Annotated in this window: 25 protein-coding genes; 10 read left to right on the top strand and 15 right to left on the bottom strand. The window is 68.0% G+C overall.

All coding sequences use genetic code 11. The features are described 5' to 3' along the window. The first annotated feature begins 91 nt into the window (after positions 1 to 91). Both IAE41_RS03495 and IAE41_RS03490 read left to right on the top strand, forming a co-directional pair. Entirely contained in the window at positions 92 to 1,033 is a 942-nt protein-coding gene (locus IAE41_RS03495) for a DegV family protein (RefSeq protein WP_200732111.1), read from the top strand. A gap of 69 nt (positions 1,034 to 1,102) precedes the next feature. Beyond that, positions 1,103 to 1,441: a hypothetical protein gene (locus IAE41_RS03490; RefSeq protein WP_079223285.1), complete on the top strand. Its 339-nt coding sequence runs from the start codon at positions 1,103 to 1,105 to the stop codon at positions 1,439 to 1,441. Positions 1,442 to 1,480: 39 nt separating this feature from the next. On the opposite strand, the gene IAE41_RS03485 is transcribed toward IAE41_RS03490, so the two are convergent. From IAE41_RS03485 to IAE41_RS03470, 4 genes are all read right to left on the bottom strand, one after another. Next, positions 1,481 to 2,896, bottom strand: a complete 1,416-nt coding sequence (locus tag IAE41_RS03485) for an efflux transporter outer membrane subunit (RefSeq protein ID WP_200732110.1) — start codon at positions 2,894 to 2,896, stop codon at positions 1,481 to 1,483. Then, positions 2,893 to 3,930 carry an HlyD family secretion protein gene (locus IAE41_RS03480; RefSeq protein WP_200732109.1) on the bottom strand — a complete coding sequence of 346 codons (1,038 nt, stop codon included), beginning with the start codon at positions 3,928 to 3,930 and terminating at the stop codon, positions 2,893 to 2,895. Before IAE41_RS03480 ends, IAE41_RS03485 begins: the two co-directional genes overlap by 4 nt. Positions 3,931 to 3,952: 22 nt before the next feature. Beyond that, a complete protein-coding gene (locus IAE41_RS03475) occupies positions 3,953 to 5,467 on the bottom strand; it encodes an MFS transporter (RefSeq protein ID WP_200732108.1) in 1,515 nt (504 codons plus the stop codon). A gap of 199 nt (positions 5,468 to 5,666) precedes the next feature. Beyond that, positions 5,667 to 6,575, bottom strand: coding sequence for a LysR family transcriptional regulator (locus tag IAE41_RS03470; protein WP_079223289.1), 909 nt, complete (start codon positions 6,573 to 6,575; stop codon positions 5,667 to 5,669). Positions 6,576 to 6,716: 141 nt separating this feature from the next. Here IAE41_RS03470 and IAE41_RS03465 point away from each other — a divergent pair, with 141 nt between their 5' ends. Both IAE41_RS03465 and IAE41_RS03460 read left to right on the top strand, forming a co-directional pair. Beyond that, complete coding sequence (locus IAE41_RS03465) at positions 6,717 to 7,157, top strand: universal stress protein (protein ID WP_200732107.1); 441 nt, start codon at positions 6,717 to 6,719, stop codon at positions 7,155 to 7,157. A gap of 69 nt (positions 7,158 to 7,226) precedes the next feature. After that, positions 7,227 to 7,574: a hypothetical protein gene (locus tag IAE41_RS03460; protein ID WP_200732106.1), complete on the top strand. Its 348-nt coding sequence runs from the start codon at positions 7,227 to 7,229 to the stop codon at positions 7,572 to 7,574. Between the two features lie 61 nt (positions 7,575 to 7,635). Here IAE41_RS03460 and IAE41_RS03455 read toward each other — a convergent pair whose 3' ends face one another. Continuing rightward, complete coding sequence (locus IAE41_RS03455; RefSeq protein ID WP_200732105.1) at positions 7,636 to 9,090, bottom strand: GGDEF domain-containing protein; 1,455 nt, start codon at positions 9,088 to 9,090, stop codon at positions 7,636 to 7,638. A gap of 183 nt (positions 9,091 to 9,273) precedes the next feature. Here IAE41_RS03455 and IAE41_RS03450 point away from each other — a divergent pair, with 183 nt between their 5' ends. After that, positions 9,274 to 10,134 carry a PA4780 family RIO1-like protein kinase gene (locus IAE41_RS03450; RefSeq protein ID WP_200732104.1) on the top strand — a complete coding sequence of 287 codons (861 nt, stop codon included), beginning with the start codon at positions 9,274 to 9,276 and terminating at the stop codon, positions 10,132 to 10,134. Between the two features lie 120 nt (positions 10,135 to 10,254). Here the strand turns inward: IAE41_RS03450 and fghA are convergent, their stop codons facing one another. From fghA to IAE41_RS03415, 6 genes are all read right to left on the bottom strand, one after another. Beyond that, positions 10,255 to 11,085: an S-formylglutathione hydrolase gene (gene fghA / locus IAE41_RS03445; protein WP_200732103.1), complete on the bottom strand. Its 831-nt coding sequence runs from the start codon at positions 11,083 to 11,085 to the stop codon at positions 10,255 to 10,257. A gap of 21 nt (positions 11,086 to 11,106) precedes the next feature. Continuing rightward, positions 11,107 to 11,451: a YqcC family protein gene (locus IAE41_RS03440; protein ID WP_200732102.1), complete on the bottom strand. Its 345-nt coding sequence runs from the start codon at positions 11,449 to 11,451 to the stop codon at positions 11,107 to 11,109. Between the two features lie 8 nt (positions 11,452 to 11,459). Further along, positions 11,460 to 12,569 carry an S-(hydroxymethyl)glutathione dehydrogenase/class III alcohol dehydrogenase gene (locus tag IAE41_RS03435; RefSeq protein WP_079223296.1) on the bottom strand — a complete coding sequence of 370 codons (1,110 nt, stop codon included), beginning with the start codon at positions 12,567 to 12,569 and terminating at the stop codon, positions 11,460 to 11,462. A 58-nt stretch (positions 12,570 to 12,627) separates the two neighbouring features. After that, positions 12,628 to 12,903, bottom strand: coding sequence for a metal/formaldehyde-sensitive transcriptional repressor (locus IAE41_RS03430; protein WP_079223297.1), 276 nt, complete (start codon positions 12,901 to 12,903; stop codon positions 12,628 to 12,630). 203 nt (positions 12,904 to 13,106) lie between these two features. After that, positions 13,107 to 13,676: a hypothetical protein gene (locus IAE41_RS03425; RefSeq protein WP_200732101.1), complete on the bottom strand. Its 570-nt coding sequence runs from the start codon at positions 13,674 to 13,676 to the stop codon at positions 13,107 to 13,109. A 458-nt stretch (positions 13,677 to 14,134) separates the two neighbouring features. Then, positions 14,135 to 15,043, bottom strand: a complete 909-nt coding sequence (locus IAE41_RS03415; protein ID WP_200732100.1) for a LysR family transcriptional regulator — start codon at positions 15,041 to 15,043, stop codon at positions 14,135 to 14,137. A 128-nt stretch (positions 15,044 to 15,171) separates the two neighbouring features. Here IAE41_RS03415 and IAE41_RS03410 point away from each other — a divergent pair, with 128 nt between their 5' ends. Next, positions 15,172 to 16,275 carry an alkene reductase gene (locus tag IAE41_RS03410; protein WP_200732149.1) on the top strand — a complete coding sequence of 368 codons (1,104 nt, stop codon included), beginning with the start codon at positions 15,172 to 15,174 and terminating at the stop codon, positions 16,273 to 16,275. 49 nt (positions 16,276 to 16,324) lie between these two features. On the opposite strand, the gene IAE41_RS03405 is transcribed toward IAE41_RS03410, so the two are convergent. Beyond that, on the bottom strand, positions 16,325 to 17,002 hold the full coding sequence (locus IAE41_RS03405) for an SMI1/KNR4 family protein (protein WP_200732099.1): 678 nt from the start codon (positions 17,000 to 17,002) through the stop codon (positions 16,325 to 16,327). Between the two features lie 115 nt (positions 17,003 to 17,117). Here IAE41_RS03405 and IAE41_RS03400 point away from each other — a divergent pair, with 115 nt between their 5' ends. Then, positions 17,118 to 17,534 (top strand): VOC family protein, encoded by a 417-nt coding sequence (locus tag IAE41_RS03400; RefSeq protein ID WP_200732098.1) that lies wholly within the window; start codon positions 17,118 to 17,120, stop codon positions 17,532 to 17,534. A 48-nt stretch (positions 17,535 to 17,582) separates the two neighbouring features. On the opposite strand, the gene IAE41_RS03395 is transcribed toward IAE41_RS03400, so the two are convergent. Then, complete coding sequence (locus IAE41_RS03395) at positions 17,583 to 18,467, bottom strand: LysR family transcriptional regulator (protein ID WP_200732097.1); 885 nt, start codon at positions 18,465 to 18,467, stop codon at positions 17,583 to 17,585. 104 nt (positions 18,468 to 18,571) lie between these two features. Here IAE41_RS03395 and IAE41_RS03390 point away from each other — a divergent pair, with 104 nt between their 5' ends. Beyond that, positions 18,572 to 19,624, top strand: coding sequence for an NAD(P)-dependent alcohol dehydrogenase (locus IAE41_RS03390; protein WP_108769985.1), 1,053 nt, complete (start codon positions 18,572 to 18,574; stop codon positions 19,622 to 19,624). Positions 19,625 to 19,711: 87 nt separating this feature from the next. On the opposite strand, the gene IAE41_RS03385 is transcribed toward IAE41_RS03390, so the two are convergent. Both IAE41_RS03385 and IAE41_RS03380 read right to left on the bottom strand, forming a co-directional pair. Next, positions 19,712 to 20,128, bottom strand: a complete 417-nt coding sequence (locus IAE41_RS03385; RefSeq protein WP_200732096.1) for a hypothetical protein — start codon at positions 20,126 to 20,128, stop codon at positions 19,712 to 19,714. 48 nt (positions 20,129 to 20,176) lie between these two features. Beyond that, positions 20,177 to 21,541 (bottom strand): glutamate--cysteine ligase, encoded by a 1,365-nt coding sequence (locus tag IAE41_RS03380; protein WP_200732095.1) that lies wholly within the window; start codon positions 21,539 to 21,541, stop codon positions 20,177 to 20,179. 151 nt (positions 21,542 to 21,692) lie between these two features. Between IAE41_RS03380 and IAE41_RS03375 the strand changes: the two genes are divergently transcribed. Further along, on the top strand, positions 21,693 to 22,397 hold the full coding sequence (locus IAE41_RS03375; RefSeq protein ID WP_200732094.1) for a VIT family protein: 705 nt from the start codon (positions 21,693 to 21,695) through the stop codon (positions 22,395 to 22,397). Further along, positions 22,394 to 23,218, top strand: coding sequence for a helix-turn-helix transcriptional regulator (locus IAE41_RS03370; RefSeq protein WP_200732093.1), 825 nt, complete (start codon positions 22,394 to 22,396; stop codon positions 23,216 to 23,218). The genes IAE41_RS03375 and IAE41_RS03370 overlap by 4 nt, the downstream gene beginning before the upstream one ends. The last annotated feature ends 202 nt before the right edge of the window (positions 23,219 to 23,420 follow it).

Genomic DNA, 23,420 nt, shown 5'->3' with positions numbered 1-23,420 from the left:
CAGGACGTGGCGTGATTCCCTCGCGCGCCCCGGATAAAATTGCGATAGCTTTCACATTCCGAACCTACAACCGCCCTGGAGGGGGAGCCGGATGCGCATCGGAATCGTCGTCGATTCGGCCTGCGACCTGCCGCAGGATTTCATTGCCGAGCACAACATCGTGCTGCTGCCGATCACCGTGCGGATCGGCGAAGCGGTGCTGGCCGACCACCGTGACGAGCAGGCCACCCTCAGCTTCCTGCACGCCCACGTGGCCGAACATGGCGCCGAAGCCGAAACCATCCCCTTCAGCGTCAACCAGATCCGCGATCTGTTCCTGCAGCAGCTGGTGATCGATTACGACCACGTGTTCTGCATGACCATCACCAAGACGCGCAGTCCGATCCACGACAACGCGCTGCAGGCCAGCTTCGCCATCCTCAACGACTACAAGCCGGTGCGCCAGGCCGCGGGCTACAACTCGCCATTCGCGCTGCGCGTGCTGGATACCCAGAACCTGTTCGCGGCCCAGGCGGTGACCGCGGTGGAAGCGGTGCGCCTGCGCGACAGTGGCGCCAGCGTGCAGCAGATCCGCGAACGGCTGGAAGAACTGTCCGGCAACGTGCACGGCTACATGGTCACCCGCGACCTGTACTACATGCGCGCCCGCGCCCGCCACAAGGGCGACCGCAGCGTCGGCCTGCTCAGCGCGGCGCTGGGCAGTGCGCTGGACATCAAGCCGGTGCTGCACGGCTACCGTGGCGAAACCGGTCCGGTGGCCAAGATCAAGGGCTTCGACAACGCCGTGCAGAAGCTGTTCGGCGTGGTCAGCCAGCGCGTACGCAGTGGGTTGATGACCCCGACCGTGTGCGTCAGCTACGGCGGCGAACTGGAGGAACTGCGGGCCCTGCCCGGCTATGCGCAGATGAAGGACGTCTGCGCCAGCCACGCGGTGGCCGTGTACGAATCGGTGATGAGCCTGACCGGCATGGTCAACGTCGGCAAGGGCGCGGTGACGGTGGGCTTCGCCGACGGGCCGCATCGCTTCGAATAAGCCGTTGTGGCGTACACAAGCATTGCACTGCGGCTGTGCCAGCCTTGCCGCACCTCAAGGAGACGAACCATGCCTGCGCAGTACCACATCAGCCTGCCCGACCCGTCCAAGGCCCGCGGCAACGACCCTGACCTGTCCTTCCATTCGCAGAGCGCCGGCGGTTTCGCCGAGGAGCTGCAGGACGCCCTGCGCAGCGGCACCCTGTTCGAACGCTGGAAGGCCAAGCAGCCCGACCCGGATGCGGTGGAACCGCAGTGGGGCGTGACCGACCCGGACGCCACCGTTACCGGTGAGCAGAAGGACCTGCGCATCAACCTGGTGGCCACCACCCGCATCGACAGCGACGTGTTCAAGCAGCGCCTGCGGCTGCTGGCCGGCCACCACTGGGAACTGCGCGACGTGCGTTGAGGCCCCCGCCTTCGCCGGGCCATGCCCGGCGTTTTCATGTCATTGCCAGCCACCGCCCAGCGCGCGGTACAGCTCCACCCGGGCGATGGCGGCCGTGGCCTGGCTGTTGGCCAGCGCCGCCTGGTTGTCCAGCGCGATGCGCTGGGTACTCAGCACATCCAGCATATCGACCACGCCCGCCTGGTACTGCCGGCGCGCGGCGCCCAGGGCGGTTTCGCTCTGCGCAACGGCCACCTGCAGCTGCGTGCTGCGCTGCTGCTCGGCCGCGTAACCGTCGATGGCATCGTCCACTTCATGCCAGGCCTGCAGCACCGTGCGCTGGAACTGCAGCGCCGACTGCTGCTGTTGCAGGCGGCTCAGCGCCAGGTTGGCCTTCAGGCGCCCGCCCTGGAAGATCGGCAGGCCGATCGACGGCCCGATGCTGAAACGGTGTGCATCCCAGCCGTCCAGGTCATCCAGCTGCTTTGCCTGGAAACCGGCATCGCCATTCAAGGTGATGCGCGGCAGGAAGCTGGCCTTGGCCACGCCGATGTTCGCGGTGGCCGCATGCAACGCTGCTTCGGCGCGGCGGATGTCCGGACGGCGTTCGGCCAGTTCACTGGGCAGCCCCACCGCCACCGCCGGCAGCACCGGCCAATCGGCACGCACGTCCTGCAGCTGCGCATCCAGTGCCTGCGGTGGGCTGGCCAGCAGGAAGGCCAGTGCATTGCGCAGCTGCGACTGGCGATGCCGCAGCGGGGCGATGCGCGCCTGCAGCGCGGCCACCTGCGCCGCGGCGCTCGAGACCTGCAGCGTGCTGGCCACGCCCTGGCGCTGCCGCGCCTCGGTCAGGCGCTGGATGTCGGCGGCAATGCCCAGGTTGTCCTCGGTGATCGCCAGCAGCTGCGCGGTCGCACGCAGCTGCAGGTAGGAGCGCGCGGTTTCGGCCAGCAGCGCGATGCGCACCGCATGCGCGTCCTCCTCGGCCATCTGCACGCGGGCGTCGGCCGCTTCCACCTGGCGGCGCACGCGGCCCCACAGGTCCAGCTCCCAGCTCAGGCCGATGCCGGCCTGGAACAGGCCGAAGTCCTCGCGGCCCGCATTGCCGGAGGGATCGCTCAGGCCGACCTCGCTGTTGCGTGCGCGCACACCGCTGGCGCTGGCCGCCACCGAGGGCAGCCGGTCGGCCGCGCTGATGCCACGCGCCGCGCGGCTCTGCTGCACCCGGTTGGCGGCCAGCTGCAGGTCCAGGTTGGACTGCAGCACCTGCTGCGCAAGCTGCCCAAGCAAAGGATCATCGAAGCCTGCCCACCACGCCGCATCGTCGTCGATGGTCGCAGTGGCCACGGCTTCACCCTGCCATTGTGCCGGCAGCTGGGCCTGCGGCCTTACGAAGTCCGGGCCCATCGTGCAGGCCGCCACGGCCAGGCACAGTGCCGCGCTGGCCAGCGTCTTCGCCACCTGATGCGCGCTCATGCGCCCTCCCCGCCCTGCAGGTCCACGCGCGCCTCCACCGACATGCCGGCGCGCAGCTGCTCCGCCAGCGGCTGGCCCGGCTCCAGCACGATCTTCACCGGGATGCGCTGCACCACCTTGGTGAAGTTGCCGGTGGCGTTCTCCGGCGCAACGGCGGCAAAGGTCACGCCGGTGGCCGGGGCGATGCTGTCGATGTGGCCATGCAGCCGCGTGCCGGGAAACACGTCCACCGTCAGCTCCACCGGCTGCCCGGCATGCATGCGGGTCATCTGCGTTTCCTGGAAGTTGGCGACCACGAAGGCGCGCTGCAGCGGCACGACGGCCGCCACTGCCGTGCCCGGCGTGAGGTAAGCACCCACGCGCACCGCACGGCGGCCAACCACGCCATCGATGGGCGCGCGCAGCTCGGTGTGGGAAAGGTCCAGCTCCGCGCGTGCCTGTGCCGCTTCGGCGCGCTGCACGGCGGCCTGCGCCGACTGCACGCCGGCAGCGAGGATGCCGGTGCGCTGGCGGGCGGTGCTCAGTGCGGCCTGGCCCTGCTGCACGTGCGCGCTGGCCACGGCCTGCTTCGACTGCGCCTGCTGCGCGTTCTGCACGGTGCCGGCACCATCGCGGGCCAGTTCGCGGTAGCGCTGCTGGTCGGCGCTGGCCAGGGTCAGCTCGGAGCGGCTGACATCGACGCTGGCCCGGGCCTGCTCGATCAGCGAGCCCTGCTGGGCCAGCGCAGCCTGCGCATTGGCCAGCTGCGCGCGCGCATTGGCCAGATCAGCGCGTGCCGCCTGCAACGCCACCTGGTAGTCGCGGTCGTCGATGCGGGCCAGCACGTCGCCGGCCTTCACCACCTGGTTGTCCTGCACCTCGACGCTACTGACGAAGCCAGCCACCTTCGGTGCGACCACGGTGAAATCAGCATTGACGTAGGCGTTGTCGGTGCGCTGGTAGCGGCCGTCGCGCAGCAGCAGCCAGCCGCCGATGGCCAGGGCCAGCACGCCCAGGGCGAGGCCGGTGTTGAGGGTTGTCTTGTTGACGGTCATGGGGGATTCCTTGCGAAGGGGGTCAGGCCACGGCACGTGGCGGATGGACGCGGGTGGCCCAGGCCAGCAGCGGCAGGCAGCCCAGGGCCACCAGCGCGACCAGCCAGTACAGGTCGGCCGAGGTCAGCGCCTGTACCTGGGCGTGCAGCCGCGCGGGCAGATCGGCGCTGGCCGGCAGCCACGGCTGGTTGCCCAGGTGGTCCACCAGCGCGGTGGAATGCAGGTGGCGCCGCGACTGCCCGACCGCATCGAGCACGCCGCCGGCGAACACCGCGGAAAAACCCTTGACGGTGTTGAACCAGGCCGAGGCGAACGGACCGTCCTGCGGTGCCAGGCCGGTGGTCGCCAGCAGCAGCAGCGGCAGCACCGCCATCGGCTGCGCCACCACCTGCAGCAGCTGCACCCACAGGAAGTTGTCGCGGTTCCACTGCACGTCCAGGTGCGCGCCGATGAAGCAGGCGGCGGCCAGCAGGGCCAGCCCCGTCGCCTGCACCCAGCGGCAATCCACCGCACGCTGGTTCATCAGGGTGGCCACCAGTGGCAGCGCGATGACCTGCGGCAGCGCGACCCACAACAGCATCGGTGCGGTCTGCAGCGGTCGGTAGCCGTGCACGCTGGCCAGGTAGCCGGACGGAATGGAGATGACCGCCAGCAGCACGAACAGCACGCCGATGCAGGTCACCAGCGAATAGCTGAGATTGCGATGGGCCAGCAACTGCAGCTTGAAGAACGGCAGCGGGTGGAACCATTCGTTGATGAAGAACAGCACCAGCAGGCCGCCGCCACCGCCCAGCAGCACCGTGATCAGCGGTGAATCGAACCAGTTCAGGCGCGCGCCCTGGGTCAGGCCCAGCACCAGCATCACCAGCGCGGGCAGCCCCAGGGCCAGGCCCACGCCGTTGAACTGGGCGAAGCGCTCCAGCCGCAGCGGATCCTGCGGCAGTCCCCAGCCGACCATGGCCATGCCGGCCACGCAGAACGGCACGATCTGCCAGAACGCGAACTGCCAGCCCGCGTGCTCGACCCACAGCGCGGCCAGCGGCGTGCCCATGCTTGGGCCGAAGGTGGCGGTCAGTGCATAGCCGGCCAAGCCGTACAGTTTGATGCCCGGTGGCAGGAAGCGCAGCGCCACGCTCATCAGCAGCGGCGGCAGCGCGCCACCGGCCAGGCCCTGCAACCCGCGCAGCAGCAGGAAGGTCGGCAGGTTCGGGGCCAGCGGGCACAGCACGCCCAGCAGCATGAAGGCGGCGATCATCACCAGGGCGAAGCGGCGCAGCGAAAAGGTCACTGCGCACCAGGGGGCGAAGGCCATGGCGCTGACCGACATCGCGCTGTACACGCTGATGATCCAGCTGCCGTCATCGACGCTGAAGCCCATCGCGCCGCGGATGTCGGCCAGCGCGACCTTGGTGATGTTCTCGTTGAAACCCGACACCAGCACCACCAGCAGCACGCCGCACAGGCCCACCACGATGCGACGGTCGAAGGCGGGGGCAGAGGGCCCGGCCGAAGCCCGGGGCAAGGCGACCGCGCTCATCGGTGCCGGCCGATCCGTGCGGCGCACGGCAGGTGAAGCGACATGGCGTGCGCTCGGTGACTGTGGGGAGCGCAGTCTAGGCAGGCCCACTGCTGCGGAAAATGGCGTGGGTGCGATGCCACCCGTGCGTGGGACGCACGTATCCGGGCGGATGCCGATTCTGGTAGGTGCCGACCGTTGGTCGGCACGCCTTCAGGCTCTACACGGCGTCAGCGTCGCACATCGCCTTGATCGCGCGGCGCAGCCAGCGGTGTGCCGGGTCGTTGTCCATGCGCGGGTGCCAGGCCTGCACCAGGGCAACCGTGCGCACCGATACCGGCAGCGGGAACATGCGCAGCGGCAGCCCCATGTAAGCGATGCGATCGAGCATGACGCTCGGCATCTGCGGCAGCACCAGGTCCGACGCGGCCGCTGCGAAGATCGCGCCATGGAAGGTGGGGATCACCATCGCCACCCGTCGGGCCAGGCCCATCTGCGCCAGCTCATCATCGATCGGACCATGGGCGATGCCCCGCCGCGAGACGGCGATGTGGTCGCAGGCGGCGAAACGCTCGGCGGTGATGTCCCCGTCGAACAACGGATGATCCTCGCGGGCCGCACCCAGCAGCGCCGTGGTGAACAGGTTCTGCACCTTGGTCTCCGGTGCATGCTTGCCGGCAGTGCTGATGAACAGGTCGATCCGGCCCTGCACCATCGCATCATCGTCGGTATCGCCTTCAGGCATGAAGCGCAGCGTGCAGCGTGGCGCCTGCTGGCGGAACACCTCGCGCAGGCGGCCGCCGTAGCTGCCGATGAACACATCGTTGGCGCGGATGCTGAAGGTGTGCTCCAGGGTCTGGATGTCCACTTCGCGGCCATCATGGAACACCCGGTGCGCCTGCTCGATCACATCACGCACCTGTTCGCGCAGCTCCAGCGCGCGCGGGGTCGGCGCCAGCCCGCGGCCGGCCCGCACCAGCACCGGATCGCCCAGCGCCTCGCGGATCCGCCCGAGGGTACGGCTCATGGCCGGGGCGCTGAGGTTCATCCGGCGTGCCGCACCGGCGACGCTGCCTTCGTCCAGCAGGACATCCAGCGCGAGCAGCAGGTTCAGGTCAGGCAAGGGCATGGCAGTCTCCAGCAGATGGAGTGACTCTACGACACCCTTGGCCAAAGTCGATTGCATCCCGTGCAGGTATTGCCTGCGCCGCACGGCATGGGTGCGCGGCGCGGCATGGGCGACCATCACCGCCTGCCAAGGAGCCTCCCCATGTTCACCACCCTGCTGGTCGCCCTCGATGGCGGCCCCCAGCACGACGCCCTGCTGGATCTGGTCACCCACGTTGCCGGGCCGCGCAGCCGCATCCACCTGCTCTGCGTGATCGACCCGGAGTTTGCCCTGCCCACCGATGCCGGCGACGCCGACCGCCGCGAATACCCCGCCGCGGTGCGCCAGCAGGCGAAGGCCGAGGGCCTGCTGCAGGACGCCATCGCACAGCTGCGCGAGCGCGGCATCGATGCCCGCCCGCTGCTGCCGGCGGGCGATCCGGGCGAAGTGATCAGCACCCAGGCGCGCGAATTGGGGGCCGACCTGATCGTGATCGGCCATCGCCACCTGTCGCGGCTGCAGCGGCTGCTCGACAGCTCGGTGGCGCAGTGGACGCTGGACCACGCGCCGTGCCCGGTGCTGGTGGAGACGCGCGGCGGCTGACATCGCCCACGTTGCCCGCACGGTGCCGGGCCGCTATTGTGGTCCAATCAACCGAGACAAGGAGCTGTCATGCGCAAGACCCTGATCTGTACCGGCCTGCTCCTGGCAATGTGTGCCGGCAGCGCCATCGCCAAGGAAGTGCCGCGCATCGACGCGAGCAGTGATGAAGCGGCCAGCAGCAGCTTCGCGGCCATGATCGATGCCCTGCCTCCTGCCGAACAGGCGGTGCTGGCCGTCGCGATGCTCAAGCTCAACATGCGCGGCGTGAAGAGCGCTTACGATCTCGTCGGCAAACCGGATCCGTCGATCGTGCCCATCAAGGATGATGTGAACGGCATGACCGCTGCGGAGATCATCGCGCTGGCGCGGGATGCAAACGACGTCAAGATTGCCGAGATCACTCTCACGGCCGACTGACACGCCACGCACAGACCCGGCGTCGTTGCCAGGCCTGTCTGACCGCCAGGCCGGCAACGCCTCAGCAGTCGATCACGCCTTCTTCGCCACTCTCATCGTCCAGCACCCGGGCGTGCAGGGTCACCTGGTTGCGGCCGGCACGCTTGGCGGCGTACAGCCCGGCATCGGCGTCGGCCAGCAGCTGGTCGGCGCTGGCCGTGGCCGGCGGGTGCAGGTAAGCCACGCCGATGCTGATGCTGACCGGGCCTTCGGGCAGGCTCAACGCTTCCACTGCCAGGCGCAGCCGCTCGGCCAGCGCCAGCACGCCCGACAGCGGACTGCCCGGCACGATCACCGCGAATTCCTCGCCGCCATAGCGCGCCACGCTGTCGGCCGCGCGCCCCGCGGTGGCCTGCAGCACGGCCGCCACGGCGCGCAGGCATCGGTCGCCCGCCGGGTGGCCGTGCTGGTCGTTGAACGCCTTGAAGTGGTCGATATCCACCAGCAGCAGGGCCAGCTCGGTGCCGCTGCGGCGGGCGCGGTTCCACTCGGCCTGCAGCACCGTGTCGAACTGGCGCCGGTTGGCAACGCCGGTCAGGCCATCCTGCCGCGCCAGCTGGTCCAGCCCGGCCTGGCGTTCCAGCAGATCGATCTGCAGCAGGGTGCTGCGCAGGCTGAAGCCCAGCGTGGCCACTACGAACCCAGCCAGCGCCAGCGGCCGCGCGTGGTCCACCACCAACGTGCCGACCACCAGCAGCAGCAAAGGCAGGATCATCGGCCCACCCGCCTGCACCAGCCGCGACAGCCGCGACAGCCGCGGGTGCAGCACCACGCCCCGGGCCGGCGCCTGACGCAGTGCAAGCAGGGCCAGCAGCAGGAACGGCATGTCGATCAGCAGATCGTTGTAGGCGCCGAAGGACTGCTCGGCGGTGTAATGGTTGATGTAGAACGCCACCAGCAGGTAGCCCAGCGCGTACAGGGCCAGCGCACGGAAGAACACCCGCCGCTCCGGCACATCGCCGGCCAGCCAGCGCACCACGGCGAAGGCGGCGATGCACAGGTTCTGGATGTCGAACATGTGCTGCATGTTGGCCAGCGCGCGCACGTCGACGTCGATGCGGTCGGCGAAGGACTGCGTGTGCACGAAGAACAGCACCCCCAGCAGGGCGGCCATCAGGCCGTCGATGAGGCTGATGGTCCAGCGCTCGCGCCGGGCCCGGGCGAGGATGAACACCAGCGGCACGCCATACAGCACATACAGCAGCAGGCTCACGCTGGGGGTGATGTTGGCCCGCCCGGCGCTGAGCGCATCGAGCATGTTGAAACCCATGCCGCCGGCCCAGAGCAGCAGGGCCAGCGCGGTGGCACGCCACCCCAGCGCCGCCCGGTCACGTTGCGCCCGCCACAGGCAGGCGGCTGCGGCCAGCAAGGGGGCCGCGGTCAGGAAGCCAAACGAACCGCCACCGGCCGTCCCAGGCCAGAACGCCACGACCAACCCGTGGCAAAACAGGTACAGCAGCGCCAGCACTACCGGCATGCACTACCCCCATCCGCAAGGCCGTATGCGCGCACCATACCGCAGCACACGCCTGCTGCGGCGTGATCCGCTTTGGAAAAGGCGGATCCGCCCGGCGACTCCCGCTGGGCAGCCGCGACCTGTAAATGCGAAAATCCCTCCCCATCCCAGCAAGCGCCTCCGCGCCGGCCGCCCCGAGACCCCGTGAAAACTCCTGAAGGACTGCGTGCGCTGATCGACGACGGCGTGATCGATGAAGTGCTTCGCCCGCTCAAGAGCGGCAAGGAAGCGGCCGTGTACGTGGTACGCAGCGGCGACGACGTGCGCTGCGCCAAGGTCTACAAGGACATGGCCCAGCGCAGCTTCCAGCAGCGCGTGCAGTACCAGGAAGGCCGCAAGGTGCGCGGCAGCCGCGAGGCGCGTGCGGTGGGCAAGGCCAGCAAGTACGGCCGCAAGCAGCAGGAAACGGCCTGGAAGAACACCGAGGTGGACGCGCTGTACCTGTTGCGCGATGCCGGCGTGCGTGTGCCCGAGCCGTACGGCTACTTCCACGGCGTGCTGGTGATGGAGCTGGTCACCGATGCCGACGGTTTCTCCGCCGCCCGCCTGGGCGAGGTGGTGCTGGAGCCAGAACAGGCCCGCCAGTTCCACCAGATCCTGGTCCGCCAGGTGGTGCGCATGCTGTGCTGCGGCCTGATCCATGGCGACCTGTCGCCGTACAACGTGCTGGTCGGTCCCGATGGCCCGGTGGTGATCGATTTCCCCCAGGTGGTCAGTGCCGGCGGCAACAACGCCGCGCGCAGCATGCTGCTGCGGGACGTCAACAACCTCACCGCCTACCTGGGCCGTTTCGCCCCCGAACTGCTGGACACTTGGTATGGCGAGGAAATGTGGGCGCTGTTCGAGGCGGGCAACCTGCTGCCGGACAGCGAGCTGACCGGCACCTTCGTGCACGATGAATCCACCATCGACCTGGACAGCGTGCGCCACGCCATCAACGATGCGCGCGAGGAAGCCCTGATCCGCCAGCAGGGCCGTGAAGCAGCGGAAGAAGACGACCTGTAGCGTCGAGCTTGCTCGACTGCTGCTTCCGTAGAGCCGAGCCAACGCTCGGCTGCTCTGCTGCCCAGTCGAGCAAGCTCGACTCTACCGAAGGCCAGCCGAGCGTGGGCTCGGCTCTACAGGTCAGGCGTGCAGCGCGCGGGCGTGGTGGGCGATGTGCTCGCCGATGAAGCTGGCGATGAAGTAATAGCTGTGGTCATAGCCCGGCTGCAGGCGCAGGGTCAGCGGGTGGCCGACGGCATCGCAGGCCTGCTGCAGGCGTTCGGGCTGCAGCTGGTTCTGCAGGAACTCATCCGCATCGCCCTGGTCGACCAGCAGCGGCAGGCGCTCGCTGGCATCGGCCACCAGCGCGGTGGCATCCCACTGCGCCCAGTCGGCCGGGTTGTCGCCCAGGTAGGCGGTGAAGGCCTTCTGGCCCCACGGCACCTGGCTGGGCGCGACGATCGGCGAGAACGCCGACACGCTGCGGTAGCGGCCCGGGTTGCGCAGCGCCAGCACCAGCGCACCATGCCCACCCATCGAATGGCCGCTGATCGCGCGCGCATCGCTGGCCGGGAAGTTCGCTTCGATCAGCGCCGGCAGCCCCTGCACCACATAGTCGTGCATGCGGTAGTGCTTCGCCCAAGGCTGTTCGGTGGCGTTGAGGTAGAAACCGGCGCCCTTGCCCAGGTCATAGCCATCGGCATCGGCCACGTCATCGCCGCGCGGGCTGGTATCCGGCGCCACCAGGATCACGCCGTGCTCGGCGGCGTAGCGTTGCGCACCCGCCTTGGTGATGACGTTCTGTTCGGTGCAGGTCAGGCCGCTCAGCCAGTACAGCACCGGCAGCGTCTGCGTGGCCGCCTGCGGCGGCAGGTACACGGCGAACTGCATGTCGCAGCCCAGGGTGGCCGAGTGGTGGCGGTAGACGTCCTGCCAGCCGCCGAAACAGGCGCGGTGTTCGATGCGTTCCATGGTGGTCTCCTGCGCGGCGCGTCAGCGCGCGCCTGTGTTGATCGTTGCGTCCAGCCGGGTCAGCAGCTGCAGCAGTGGTTCGACGCCGGGCTGGCCGTCCAGGTTGCGCAAGGCCGCCACCGCCACGTCGCTGCGCGGCGGCCATCGGCCATCGGCGCGCGCCTCGTGCAGGCGCGGCAGGAACACCTGCGCCAGCCAGTGCTCGAACGGCATCTCATCGATGCCGAACGGCGAATCCACTGCACGCGGCGCGCCGACCTCGCCCTCGACCCAGCCCAGCGCGCGCAGCGCCTGCTCGATCGGGGCGACCAGGGCCGCGCGCGGGTCTTCCGCACGCGGCCGGCGCAGGGCATCCAGCCAGCCCATGCCCAGGCTCAGTAATGGACGACCGAGCGGATCGACTTGCCTTCATGCATCAGGTCGAAGGCTTCGTTGATCTTGTCCAGGTCCATGGTGTGGGTCACGAACGGGGCCAGCTCGATATCGCCCTTCATCGCGTCTTCCACCATGCCCGGCAGCTGGCTGCGACCCTTGACGCCGCCGAAGGCGGTGCCCATCCACTTGCGGCCGGTGACCAGCTGGAACGGACGGGTGGAGATCTCCTGGCCGGCACCGGCCACGCCGATCACCACGCTCTGGCCCCAGCCACGGTGCGCGCATTCCAGCGCCGCACGCATCACGCTGGTGTTGCCGATGCACTCGAAGCTGTGGTCCACGCCCCAGGTGGTCATTTCAACGATGACCTGCTGGATCGGCTTGTCGAAGTCCTTCGGGTTGATGCAGTCGGTGGCGCCGAATTCACGGGCCAGCTCGAACTTGGACGGGTTGGTGTCCACCGCGATGATGCGGCCGGCCTTTGCCTGGCGCGCACCCTGGATGACTGCCAGGCCGATGCCGCCCAGGCCGAACACGGCCACGCTGTCGCCTTCCTGCACCTTGGCGGTGTTGTGCACCGCGCCGATGCCGGTGGTGACGCCGCAGCCGAGCAGGCAGACGTGTTCCGGGTTCGCGTCCGGGTTGATCTTGGCCAGCGAGACTTCGGCCACCACGGTGTACTCGCTGAAGGTCGAGCAGCCCATGTAGTGGTAGATCGGCTCGCCGTTGTAGCTGAAGCGGCTGGTGCCGTCGGGCATCACGCCCTTGCCCTGGGTGGCGCGCACCGACACGCACAGGTTGGTCTTTCCGCTCTTGCAGAACAGGCATTCGCCGCACTCGGCGGTGTACAGCGGAATCACGTGGTCGCCCGGCTTGACGCTGGTCACGCCCTCGCCCACTTCCACCACGATGCCGGCGCCTTCATGGCCCAGCACCACCGGGAACAGGCCTTCCGGGTCATCGCCGGACAGGGTGAACGCATCGGTGTGGCAGACACCGGTGTGGGTGATCTTGACCAGCACTTCGCCAGCCTTCGGCGGGGCGACGTCGATCTCGACGATCTGCAGCGGCTGGCCGGGACCAAAGGCGACGGCGGCACGGGATTTCATGGCGGACTCTCCAAAGACAGGCAGTAACAGGATGGGCGGCGCTATGTTGCGCCGTTGTTTATTTCAGGTACGAGCGGATCAGCCCGCTCATCTCGCGCACGCGTTCGGCGCGTTGTTCATCGGAGGTGGCCGGCTGGCCGAATTCCTCGCGCAGGTGGGCTTCCATCACCTCGGACATCAGCCCGTTGACCGCGCCACGGATGGCCGCGATCTGCTGCAGCACCGGCCCGCAGTCGGCGCCCGCCTCCAGCGCGCGGTCCAGCGCATCGCACTGGCCGCGGATGCGGCGCACGCGGGCCAGGACCTTCTTCTTCTCTTCGGGGGAATGCGGCATGGCGGCCACCTGCGGAACTATACTGGGGGATAGTATACACACCCAGCCGATCCTGCACACGGCAGGACCTTTCGCAGCCAAGAACATTAGCGAATCATAAATAGATTCAGATGTTACTCTGCCCGCCAGGAACGAGAAGCCCGCAGAGCTCGATCGCATGGCGGTTACCGGCTCGCGCATCTACCACGCCGGCGGCCACTGCATTACGGCGCCTTCTGGACCTTTGTGGCGTCGTTATCGAAGGTCAGCACGCGGGTGCTGATCTCGCCCTCGGTGGCGTCCTTGCGGCTCAGCTCAAGCCGCCCCTGGCTGCCCTGTGCGATCAGGCTGGCCGCAAAACTGCCCTCGTTGGACAAAGCAGTGATCAACGCCGTTCCGTCGGCAGCAACCCTCATGCCGGCACGGTCGCGCACCTTGTAGCCCACGCCCACCGGCGCATCCAGCGCCATCACCGCACTGCCATCTGCCATGGTGCCAATGCCACCGCGCTCATCCCCCTTTGCGTCATAGATCGTCATGCCGGTCGCGCGCGAGTTGCGGCCGATGTTACTGGCGTCCTCGGCAATCTGCACCCGCGTGCGCCCCTCGCTGTCGAGCACTGTCAACTTGTAGGTCCGAAGCTCCTTCGCCACGCCCGCATCGGGCGTCGCCATGCTGGTGCCGACCAACGCCAGCGACGCACCCAGTACGAACATCGACACCGCTAGCAAATGCCCACGACGTGCCCGGCGCTCCAGGCGATCCAGCCGCACCTCGAATTCATGTCTTTCCATGCTGTCCTCCTTGTCGGTTGCACGCACCCGGCCCGTGGCTCATCGCTGTTCCAGCGTGGCCCTGCGCGCTGTGGCTGGCTGCACAGCACCCGGGGGTTGATCGGATTCTGGAAGACGCCCCTGCGCCCATCAACATGGCGAAAGTCCCCATGCCCTCCGTCCGGGCGCCGTGCCTACCAGTGCCCGCATCAGGTCTCCAGCCTTTCCAGCCGATCAGGGAAACAGCTTCTATCGGCTGGCCTCTCGATGCCACCGGCCCATCTCGTCGGGTCGTTTGCTGATCGAACGCAGCGCCCGCCGTGGCGAGACGACATTGCACCGGCCATCGACAGCTTGGCGGCCTACTTCGTCACCGCCCCATGGGCGCAACGTGATTGCGCTCCTGACTGAGGTACTTCAAGCGCTACAGGACGGCGAATATACGTCCGCCCGGATCGTGAACTAGTGATGCCGTGTGCTCAATCGAACCGACCTTCTTCCGCCAGCCGGGTCAGCTCATCCACCACGTAGCGCACCTTCCGCCGCAGGTGGCGGGTGGGTGGCCACAGCGCGTGGATCTCGATGTGCCGCTGCATGCAGTCGTCCAGCACCGACTGCAGCGCGCCGGACTGCAGGTGCCGCCGCACCAGCGAGACCGGCATCTGGCAGATGCCGAGCCCGGCAATGGCACCGTCGATCACCGCGTCGCCATCGTTGAGCTGGTGGGTGGCCGAGGGAATGAAGGTGCCGCCCTCCCCGTCCGGGCCGATCCGCCATGCCATCGGCTGGCCATGGCGGTAGCCGACGATGCTGCGGTGCTGGCGCAGCTCGTCCACGTTGCGCGGCACACCGTGCGCCCGCAGGTAGGACGGCGCCGCACAGGTGACCAGGCGCTGGCTGCCCAGCCGGCGCGCCACCAGGTGCTCGGCCTGCTGCAGTCCACCGAAGCGGATCAGCAGGTCGATGCCTTCCTCGATCGGGTCGACGAAGTGGTCGGTGAAGGTCACCGTCAGCTGCAGGTCCGGGTACTGCTGGCACAGCTTGAGCAGCACCGGCATCACCACCAGGCGGCCGAACGACGAGGGCATGTCGATGCGCAGGCGCCCGCTGGGCAGGTGCGCGGCCGACCCCAGGCAGGCCTCGGCGGCGGAGATCTCATCCAGCGCGGCCGCGCACGAGGCGTAGTAGGCCTCGCCGTCGGTGGTCAGCGAAATGCGCCGCGTGGTGCGGTGGAACAGGCGGACGCCCAGCCGCGCCTCCAGCCGCGCGATGGCCTTGCCCACCGCCGAGCGCGAGATGCCCAGCGCCTCGGCCGCTTCGGTGAAGGTGCTGGCACGGGCCGTGGTGACGAAGGTCACCAGTCCGTTCAGGGATTCCACGGGCAGCATCTGCAGCCTCCATTGGGGACATGATGTCCCGCCAAATGGGAAATCGAAGCTCTTTATGTGCCTCGATGTCAACTCCATCCTGTGTGCATGGCGCCGCGGGCGCCCTCCCCCACACCGAGATGACCGAGATGACCGACCTGCTGTTCCGCCCCTTCGACCTGGCGGGAACCCCGCTGCACAACCGCATCGCAATGGCGCCGATGACCCGCGCGCGCAACCCCGGCGCCGTGGCCAACGCGCTGACCGCCGAGTATTACCAGCAGCGCGCCAGTGCCGGCCTGATCATCAGTGAAGGCACGCCGGTGTCGCCGCAGGGCCAGGGCTACGTCGATGTGCCCGGCATCTGGTCGGACGCACAGGTGGCGGGCTGGAAGCTGGTGACCGACGCCGTGCACGCGGCGCAGGGCACCATTTTCGCCCAGCTGTGGCACGTCGGCCGCATGTCGCACAGCTCGCTGCAGCCCGACGGCGGCCAGCCGGTCAGCGCCGGTACGCGTGCGGTGGGCAGCGATCCGAGGTACTTCGCGTTCGTGTACCTGGACGATGGCAGCCGCGGCCGCGTCGACCCGACCCCGCCGCGCGCCCTGCGCACCGAGGAAGTGCCGGGCATCGTCAGCGACTTCGTGCGCGGCGCGGAGAATGCCATCGCCGCCGGCTTCGATGGCATCGAACTGCATGCTGCCAATGGCTACCTGTTCGAGCAGTTCCTCAACCCGCTCACCAACGATCGGCAGGATCTGTACGGCGGGTCGCTGCGCAACCGCGCACGGCTGATCCTGGACACCGTGGATGCGATGGCCGCGCGCATCGGCGCGCACCGCGTCGGCGTGCGCCTGGCGCCGAACAGCCAGGTCTTCGACATGCCGGCCTATGCCGAGAACGAGGCCAGCTACCTGTACCTGGCCGAAGAACTGGGCAAGCGCGGGCTGGCCTACGTGCATCTGAATGACAACTACCTGCACGGCGAGCGCGCCATCGGCGAGGCATTCCTGAAGGCCTTCAAGCAGGCCTATGGCGGCACCGTGCTGCTGGCCGGCGGCATGACCCGTGAGTACGCGCTGCGCCTGGTCGATGAAGGCACGATCGACATCGCCGCCTTCGGCCAGCCGTTCATCGCCAACCCGGATCTGGTCGAGCGCCTGCAGCAGGACATCGCACTGGCCGCCCCCGATCGCGATACCTACTACGGCGGCGGCCGCGAAGGGTATCTGGATTACCCGGTCGCGGGCTGACCGGGCATGGGGTCAGAGCCGCGCCAGGCGCGGATCTGACCCCATGCCTTCAAGCGTCCTCGCGCACGTAGGCGAACGACTCGTCCAGCCGCGGGAAGCCGATCACCTGCTGTACCAGCGCCTGCACGTCGTCATCGGTGATATCGCCTTCAGCAATTTCGCCCTCGCGCGCGAACAGCGCCGCCACTGCCGCGTACTGGTCGGCGCGCAGAACCGGCTGGTGGTTCTGCAACCAGCGCTGCAGGTTCACAGCCAGCTCGCCATGCGACAGCAGCGAGTACGGCCGCTCATATTCGGCCACCGCTTCAACCATCTTGCGGAACACGAAGTCCTGGTAGTTGGCGGCCAGAACATCGGCACGATCATCGTCATGCCACACCAGCACGACCGGCGGCTCGTCAAAGCCGGGGGCATTGGTCCAGAAGCAGTAGCTGTCACCTGCCCCGGTGCGTGCGAACGGCAGCAGCTGCAGGTCCGCGCGCAGGGGATTGTAGTGTTCCTCGGCCGTGAGCTCCTGCCACGCCTCCAGCAGCTCGTCGTGCTCCAGCGGCTCGTATTCCTGCGCATACAGCAGCACCGGCGGGTCGTCCTGCAGCGTGGGGAACACCGTTTCGGACCACTGCGGATGGCTGCCACCCCAGCTCAACCGACCTGCGTCATGCAGCTGCTGGAACAGCGGCGGGAATGCCTGGCCGGTCGCCTGTTCGATGTCGGTCAATCTGCTCATGGATGTCCTTTTCATGGGGAGCCACCTACCTTGCCTGAATTCACCCGGCAGATGAACCCGCAGCGTGCTCCAGCAGGTCTAGACTGCGTGCAACCGGCCTCCGCAGACCCCTGCCATGGACTCCCCCGCCCGCACCTTCATCGTCAACATCGATGTGCCCGACCTGGCCGCTGCCGAAGCGTTCTACGTTGCAGCGTTCGGCCTGCATGCCGGCCGCCGCCTGGGGGCGGGCGCGCTGGAACTGCTCGGCGGCCCCACCCCGCTGTACCTGCTGCAGAGCGACGACGGCAGCGTGGCTACCGATGAGGGCGACGTGCGCGATTTCGAGCGGCATTGGACGCCGTTGCACCTGGACTGGGTGGTGGAAGACATCAACGTCGCGCTGTCACGCGCGGTGGCTGCAGGCGCGGTGATCGAACTGCCGGTGAGCGAGCGGCGCTGGGGACGGCTGGCGGTGCTGGCCGATCCGTTCGGGCATGGGTTCTGCCTGATCCAGTTCGTCGGGTTGGGGTACGACGCGCTGGTGGAGTGAGCGGCCCCGGCCATCCACGGTGGGTGCCGACCGTTGGGCGGCACGGCATCACTCCCGCAGCATATCCACGAACGCTCGCAGCGCCGACGCCATCTGCCGCTGCTTCGGGTAATACAGCACGAAGCCGGGAAACGGTTCGCTCCAGTCCTGCAGCACCGCCACCATCGTCCCGGCCTCGAGGTGCGGGCGCGCGGCATCTTCCAGCACGTAGGCCAGGCCGAACCCATCGAGCACCGCGCGGATGATGGTGGTCTGCTCGCTCAGCGTCAGCCGCCCGCGCACATCGATTTCCAGCGACTGCCCATCACGGTCGAACTGCCACTTGTACAGGTGCCCGCTGGCGAAGCGGAAGCGGATGCATTCGTGCTGCAGCAGGTCGCGCGGATGCTGCGGCGCCGGGTGCTGGCGCAGGTACTCAGGCGAGGCCACGATCATGCCGTGCAGCGCCCGCCCCAACGGCACCGCCACCATGTCCTCGGGCACGAACTCGTGCAGGCGCACGCCGGCATCAAAACCTTCGGCCACGATGTCCACCAGCCCGTCGTTCTCGGTCAACTCCAGGCGCACGTCCGGGTGCGCGCGCAGGAAGCGGGTCAGCCGCGGGCCAAGCTGGTTCGGCACCGCCGAGCGGGCCGCGTTGATGCGCAGCAGGCCGGTCGGGCTGTCCCTGAACTGGTTCATTTCTTCCAGCGCGTCATGCACCTGGCCCAGCGCCGGCTGCAGCCTGTCCAGCAGGCGCTGCCCGGCCTCGGTCAGGGCCACGCTGCGGGTGGTGCGGTGGAACAGGCCCACGCCCAGCCGCTCTTCCAGCGCGCGGATCGCATAGCTCACCGCCGAGGTCGACAGGGTCAGCTCGCCGCCGGCCTTGCGGAAGCTGCGGTGGCGGGCCACGGCGGCGAAGGCGGCCAGGTGGGAGAGATTGTCAGAGGCCATTGTGCAGTCTGCCTTGATGAATCATGCCGATATCCGGGCTTTGTAGGCCGGTACGAGGGGCGTATTGTAAAGCGCCTTTCGACAAACCCCGCCAAGGATTCCCCATGTCCCTCGCCCATGGTTATGCGGTGCGCACCAACACCGCCCCGCTCGAGCCCTTCACCTTCGAACGTCGCGCCGTCGGCGCCAACGACATCCGCATCGAAGTGCTGTACAGCGGCATCTGCCATTCCGACCTGCACCAGGCCCGCGACGATTGGGGCGGCGCCGAGTACCCGATGGTGCCGGGCCACGAGATCATCGGCCGCGTGGTCGAAGTCGGCCCGTCCGTCACCACCCTGAAGGTCGGCGATTTCGCCGGCGTTGGCTGCATGGTCGATTCCTGCCGCCATTGCGATGCCTGCGACCACGACCTGGAGCAGTACTGCGAAAAGGGCCCGACCTATACCTACAACAGCCACGACCGCAACACCGGCGAGCTGACCATGGGCGGCTATTCCGACCACATCGTGGTCGAGCAGCGCTTCGTGGTGAAGGTGTCCGAGAAGCTGGACCTGAAGGCGGCCGCACCGCTGCTGTGCGCCGGCATCACCACCTACTCGCCGCTGCGCCACTGGAAGGTCGGCCCGGGCCAGAAGGTGGGCGTGATCGGCCTGGGTGGCCTCGGCCACATGGGCGTGAAGTTCGCCAAGGCGATGGGCGCCACCGTGGTGATGATCACCACCACCCCGGAAAAGGGTGCCGACGCCAAGCGCCTGGGCGCCGACGAAGTACTGGTCTCGCGCGACGCCGAGCAGATGAAGGCGCACGCCAACAGCTTCGACTTCCTGCTCAACACGGTGCCGGTCAGCCATGACACCAACCCGTACATGAGCCTGCTCAAGCGCGATGCCACCATGTGCCTGGTCGGCGTCATCACCGAACTGGACCCGCCGCTGATGGGTGGCACGGTCATCTTCGGCCGCAAGCACGTCACCGGCTCGGCCATCGGCGGCATGGCCGAAACCCAGGAAATGATGGACTTCTGTGCCGAGCACGGCATCGTCAGCGATGTTGAGGTGATCAACATCAAGGACGTGAACCAGGCCTGGGAGCGCATGGCGAAGAACGATGTGCGCTATCGCTTCGTGATCGACATGGCGACGATCAAGGCCTGATCGCCACAGTCATGGAACGAAAAAACCCCGGCAATGCCGGGGTTTTTTCATGGCGCACAACCGGCTGACACGGTCAGGCCAGTCAAATCAACCGCCACTGCCGGCACAATGCGGAATGTATTTCATGAAGACGTCAGCGGGCTGTTGCTCTGCCTGCTCCGCCAGCGCCTGCAGAAAGTCCGCACAGGACCCTATGGCGGGCAGATCCCTGTAGTCCGATCCAGCCCAGAACACGAACCCGATGTTCATCTCGAACGCACGCTTCACCAGCCGGGCGATACGCGAGCCTTCCACATCCGAGTTGGATCTGATGCGCAGGTAGACGTCGTTGATCAGATCACTGGCATCCCCGGCAACTGCGGCGCAACTGACTACCTGTTCCGCCCCAGGGAAGTAGAGGTCGGCAACCCCAGCCAGGAAGTCACTGTTCCGCGCTGACGCCATTTCATCCCGCCCTGTTCCCTCTGCGGCAGGATTCTGCTCGAACAAGATGAACTGGCTCATGGCAAGGGCCGGTAGCGCCGGGCCATGCCCGGCGGCCACGCAACGCGATCAATAAGCAAACTCGCGGAACACCGGGTCCACGTCGCCATGCCAGCGGCCATGGAACAGCGCCAGCTTGCGCTCGGCCGGGGTCAGGCCCGACTCGACGATTTCCTGCAGCACGTCCAGGAACTTGCTTTCGTCCTGGCCATCGGCATTGCGCGCGGCGCGGCGCTTGAGGCCTTCCACGGAAATCTTCACCGCTTCGCGGGCCAGGTCGCGCACGGTGCCGTTGCGGAACGGCAGGCCCATGGCATGCTTCGGCACGCCGTCGCGCAGCGCGTGGCGCTCGGCCAGGCTGAAATCACGCACCAGGTCCCAGGCGGCATCCAGCGCGGTGTCGTCGTACAGCAGGCCCACCCAGAACGCCGGCAGCGCACACAGGCGGCTCCACGGGCCACCGTCGGCGCCGCGCATTTCCAGGTACTTCTTCAGGCGCACTTCCGGGAAGGCGGTGGTCATGTGGTCCGACCAGTCACGCAGCGTCGGCAGCGCACCCGGCAGCACCGGCAGCTTGCCCTGCATGAAATGGCGGAAGCTCTGCCCGCTGGCGTCGTGGTAGATGCCATCGCGGTAGGAGAAGTACATCGGCACGTCGAGCAGGTAGTCGACATAACGCTCGTAACCGAAGCCATCCTCGAACACGAAGTCGAGCATGCCGGTGCGGTCGGCGTCGGTGTCGGTCCAGATGTGCGAGCGGTAGCTCAGGTAGCCGTTCGGCTTGCCTTCGGTGAACGGCGAATCGGCGAACAGCGCGGTGGCGATCGGCTGCAGCGCCAGCGACACGCGGAACTTCTTCACCATGTCCGCTTCGGTGGCGTAATCCAGGTTCACCTGCACGGTGGACGTGCGGGTCATCATGTCCAGGCCCAGCGAACCGACCTTGGGCATGTACGAACGCATGATCTTGTAGCGGCCCTTGGGCATCCACGGCATTTCATCGCGGCGCCACTTCGGCTGGAAGCCCATGCCGAGGAAGCCCAGCTGCAGTTCGCCGGCCACCTGTGCCACTTCATTCAAGTGGGTGCCGGTTTCCACGCAGGTCTGGTGGATGGTTTCCAGCGCCGCGCCGGACAGTTCCAGCTGGCCGGCCGGCTCCAGCGTCACCGAGGCGTTGTCACGCAGCAGGGCGATGGTGTTGCCGTTCTCCTGCACCGGCTCCCAGCCGAAGCGGGTCAGGCCGTTGAGCAGGGCTTCGATGCCACGCTCGCCTTCGAAGGTCGGCGGGCGCAGGTCGTCCAGGCGGAACCCGAACTTCTCGTGTTCGGTACCGATGCGCCACTGCGCACGGGGCTTTTCGCCGGAGGCAAGCACCTCGACCAGCTCCGAGCGGTCGGTAATGGGCGTATCGGCGACGTGGCTGGGGCTCGACAAGGGGAGGACTCGCTGGACAGTGGCAGGGGATGTGGGGCTGGGGGCCTTCCATCGCAAGGGCGCACTATAGCGTGGTGGCCCTTCGCAGCATGCGACGGTGACGGGTTTCAGCATCCTACCGACGACCTCTTGACCCCCGTACACTCAGGCCATGAGCCGCCATTCACGACACCCGGAACTGCACCGCGCCGATCGCGTGGGCTGGCTGCGCGCCGCCGTACTGGGAGCCAATGACGGCATCGTCTCGGTGGCCGGCCTGGTGGTCGGCGTGGCCGCCAGCGGTGCCTCAACCAGCACGATCCTGGCCACCGGCGTGGCCGGCACCGTTGCCGGTGCCATGTCGATGGCCGCCGGCGAATACGTGTTGGTGCAGACCCAGGCCGACACCGAAGCGGCCGACCTGGCAGTGGAAATGCGCGAACTGCACGAAGACCCGCACAGCGAACTGGACGAGCTGACCGCGATCTACCGCCATCGGGGCCTGGAGCCGACACTGGCCCGGCAGGTGGCCGAACAGCTGACCGCGCACGACGCACTGGGCGCGCACGCGCGCGACGAACTCGGCATTACCGACACCCTGCGCGCGCGCCCGCTGCAGGCCGCCCTCGCCTCGGCCGGTGCCTTCACCTGCGGCGCGGCGCTGCCGGTGCTGACCGCCCTGTTCTCCAGCGCCGCGCAGGTCACCGTGGCCACCACCGCCAGCACCCTGCTCGGCCTGTGCCTGACCGGCGCGATGGCCGCCCGTGCCGGTGGTGCGCCGCCGGTGCGCGGTGCCGTGCGGGTGATGTTCTGGGGCGCACTGGCGATGGCCGCCGCCGCCGGCATTGGCAGACTGCTGGGAGCCCACCTGTCATGACCGCGATGCTGCCACCGGCCGTCGCCCTGCTGGCGGAGATGGCCAGCCTGGCCGGCTGCGACCGCGCCGAAGGCTATGCCTGCATCACCGCGCGCCGCGAACACGGCGCCAGCTCGGTGGACATTCCACAACCGCAGTTCGTCATCCTGCTGGAAGGCAGCAAGCAGGTACGCACGGCGCACCAGTCGCTGACCGCACACGCCGGCGACATGCTGTTGTTCACCCAGCGCTGCCGGATCGATGTGGTCAACACGCCCGATGCGGGCACCGGCCGTTACCTCAGTGCCATCGTGCCGTTGTGTGCGGAAGTGCTGGGCGCGGCGCGCACGTTGTGGAGCGAAGCGTTGCCGGCCGCTGGCGATGCGATCGCGCAGCCACGCCTGGACGACCACGGCGCGGTGCTGCGGCGCTGGCGCCAGGCGCTGCAGGATGGGCATTACAGCGACGCACGGCTGGCCTTGGCCGAGCTGGTACTGGCGTGGTGCCGGCAGGGCCACGGCAACCTGCTGCTGCCGCAGGCACCGAGCCTGGGCGAACAGATCCGCGACCGCATCGCGGCCGAGCCAGCGCGGGACTGGCAGTCGCGCGACGTTGAAGACCAGTTCGCGCTGAGCGGCGCGACCCTGCGCCGTCGCCTGGCGGCCGAGCGCACCAGCCTGCGGCAGTTGCTGACCGAAGCGCGGCTGGCACATGGCATGACGCTGCTGTACACGACGGACCTGCCACTGAAGACGGTGGCCGCACGCGCGGGGTATCGATCGGCGGCGAGTTTCAGCAAGCGCTTCGCCGAGCGGTACGGGTTGGCTCCGACAGACATCTAGGGTGGGGTTGTCTGGCAGGGCTTGCAGCCCTGCACCTGCTACAGGCCAAAGCAACGTCAACGTCAAAAGCCGGAGCGGCATTCCGTGGGATGGCGGGGCGGTGTGGGTGGTCAGGACACGCCGTAAACCCATCCATGGCGCCAACGGTCCTGCCCACCCACACCGCCCCACCTCTGACAGTTTCCGCGCGCTGTTGGTGGGT

Origin of the sequence: Stenotrophomonas sp. S39 (genome assembly GCF_016624665.1) — a bacterium.
GTDB lineage: Bacteria > Pseudomonadota > Gammaproteobacteria > Xanthomonadales > Xanthomonadaceae > Stenotrophomonas.
The sequence above is the reverse complement of the archived record's forward strand: the minus strand, read 5'-3'. Positions and strand labels throughout refer to the sequence as shown.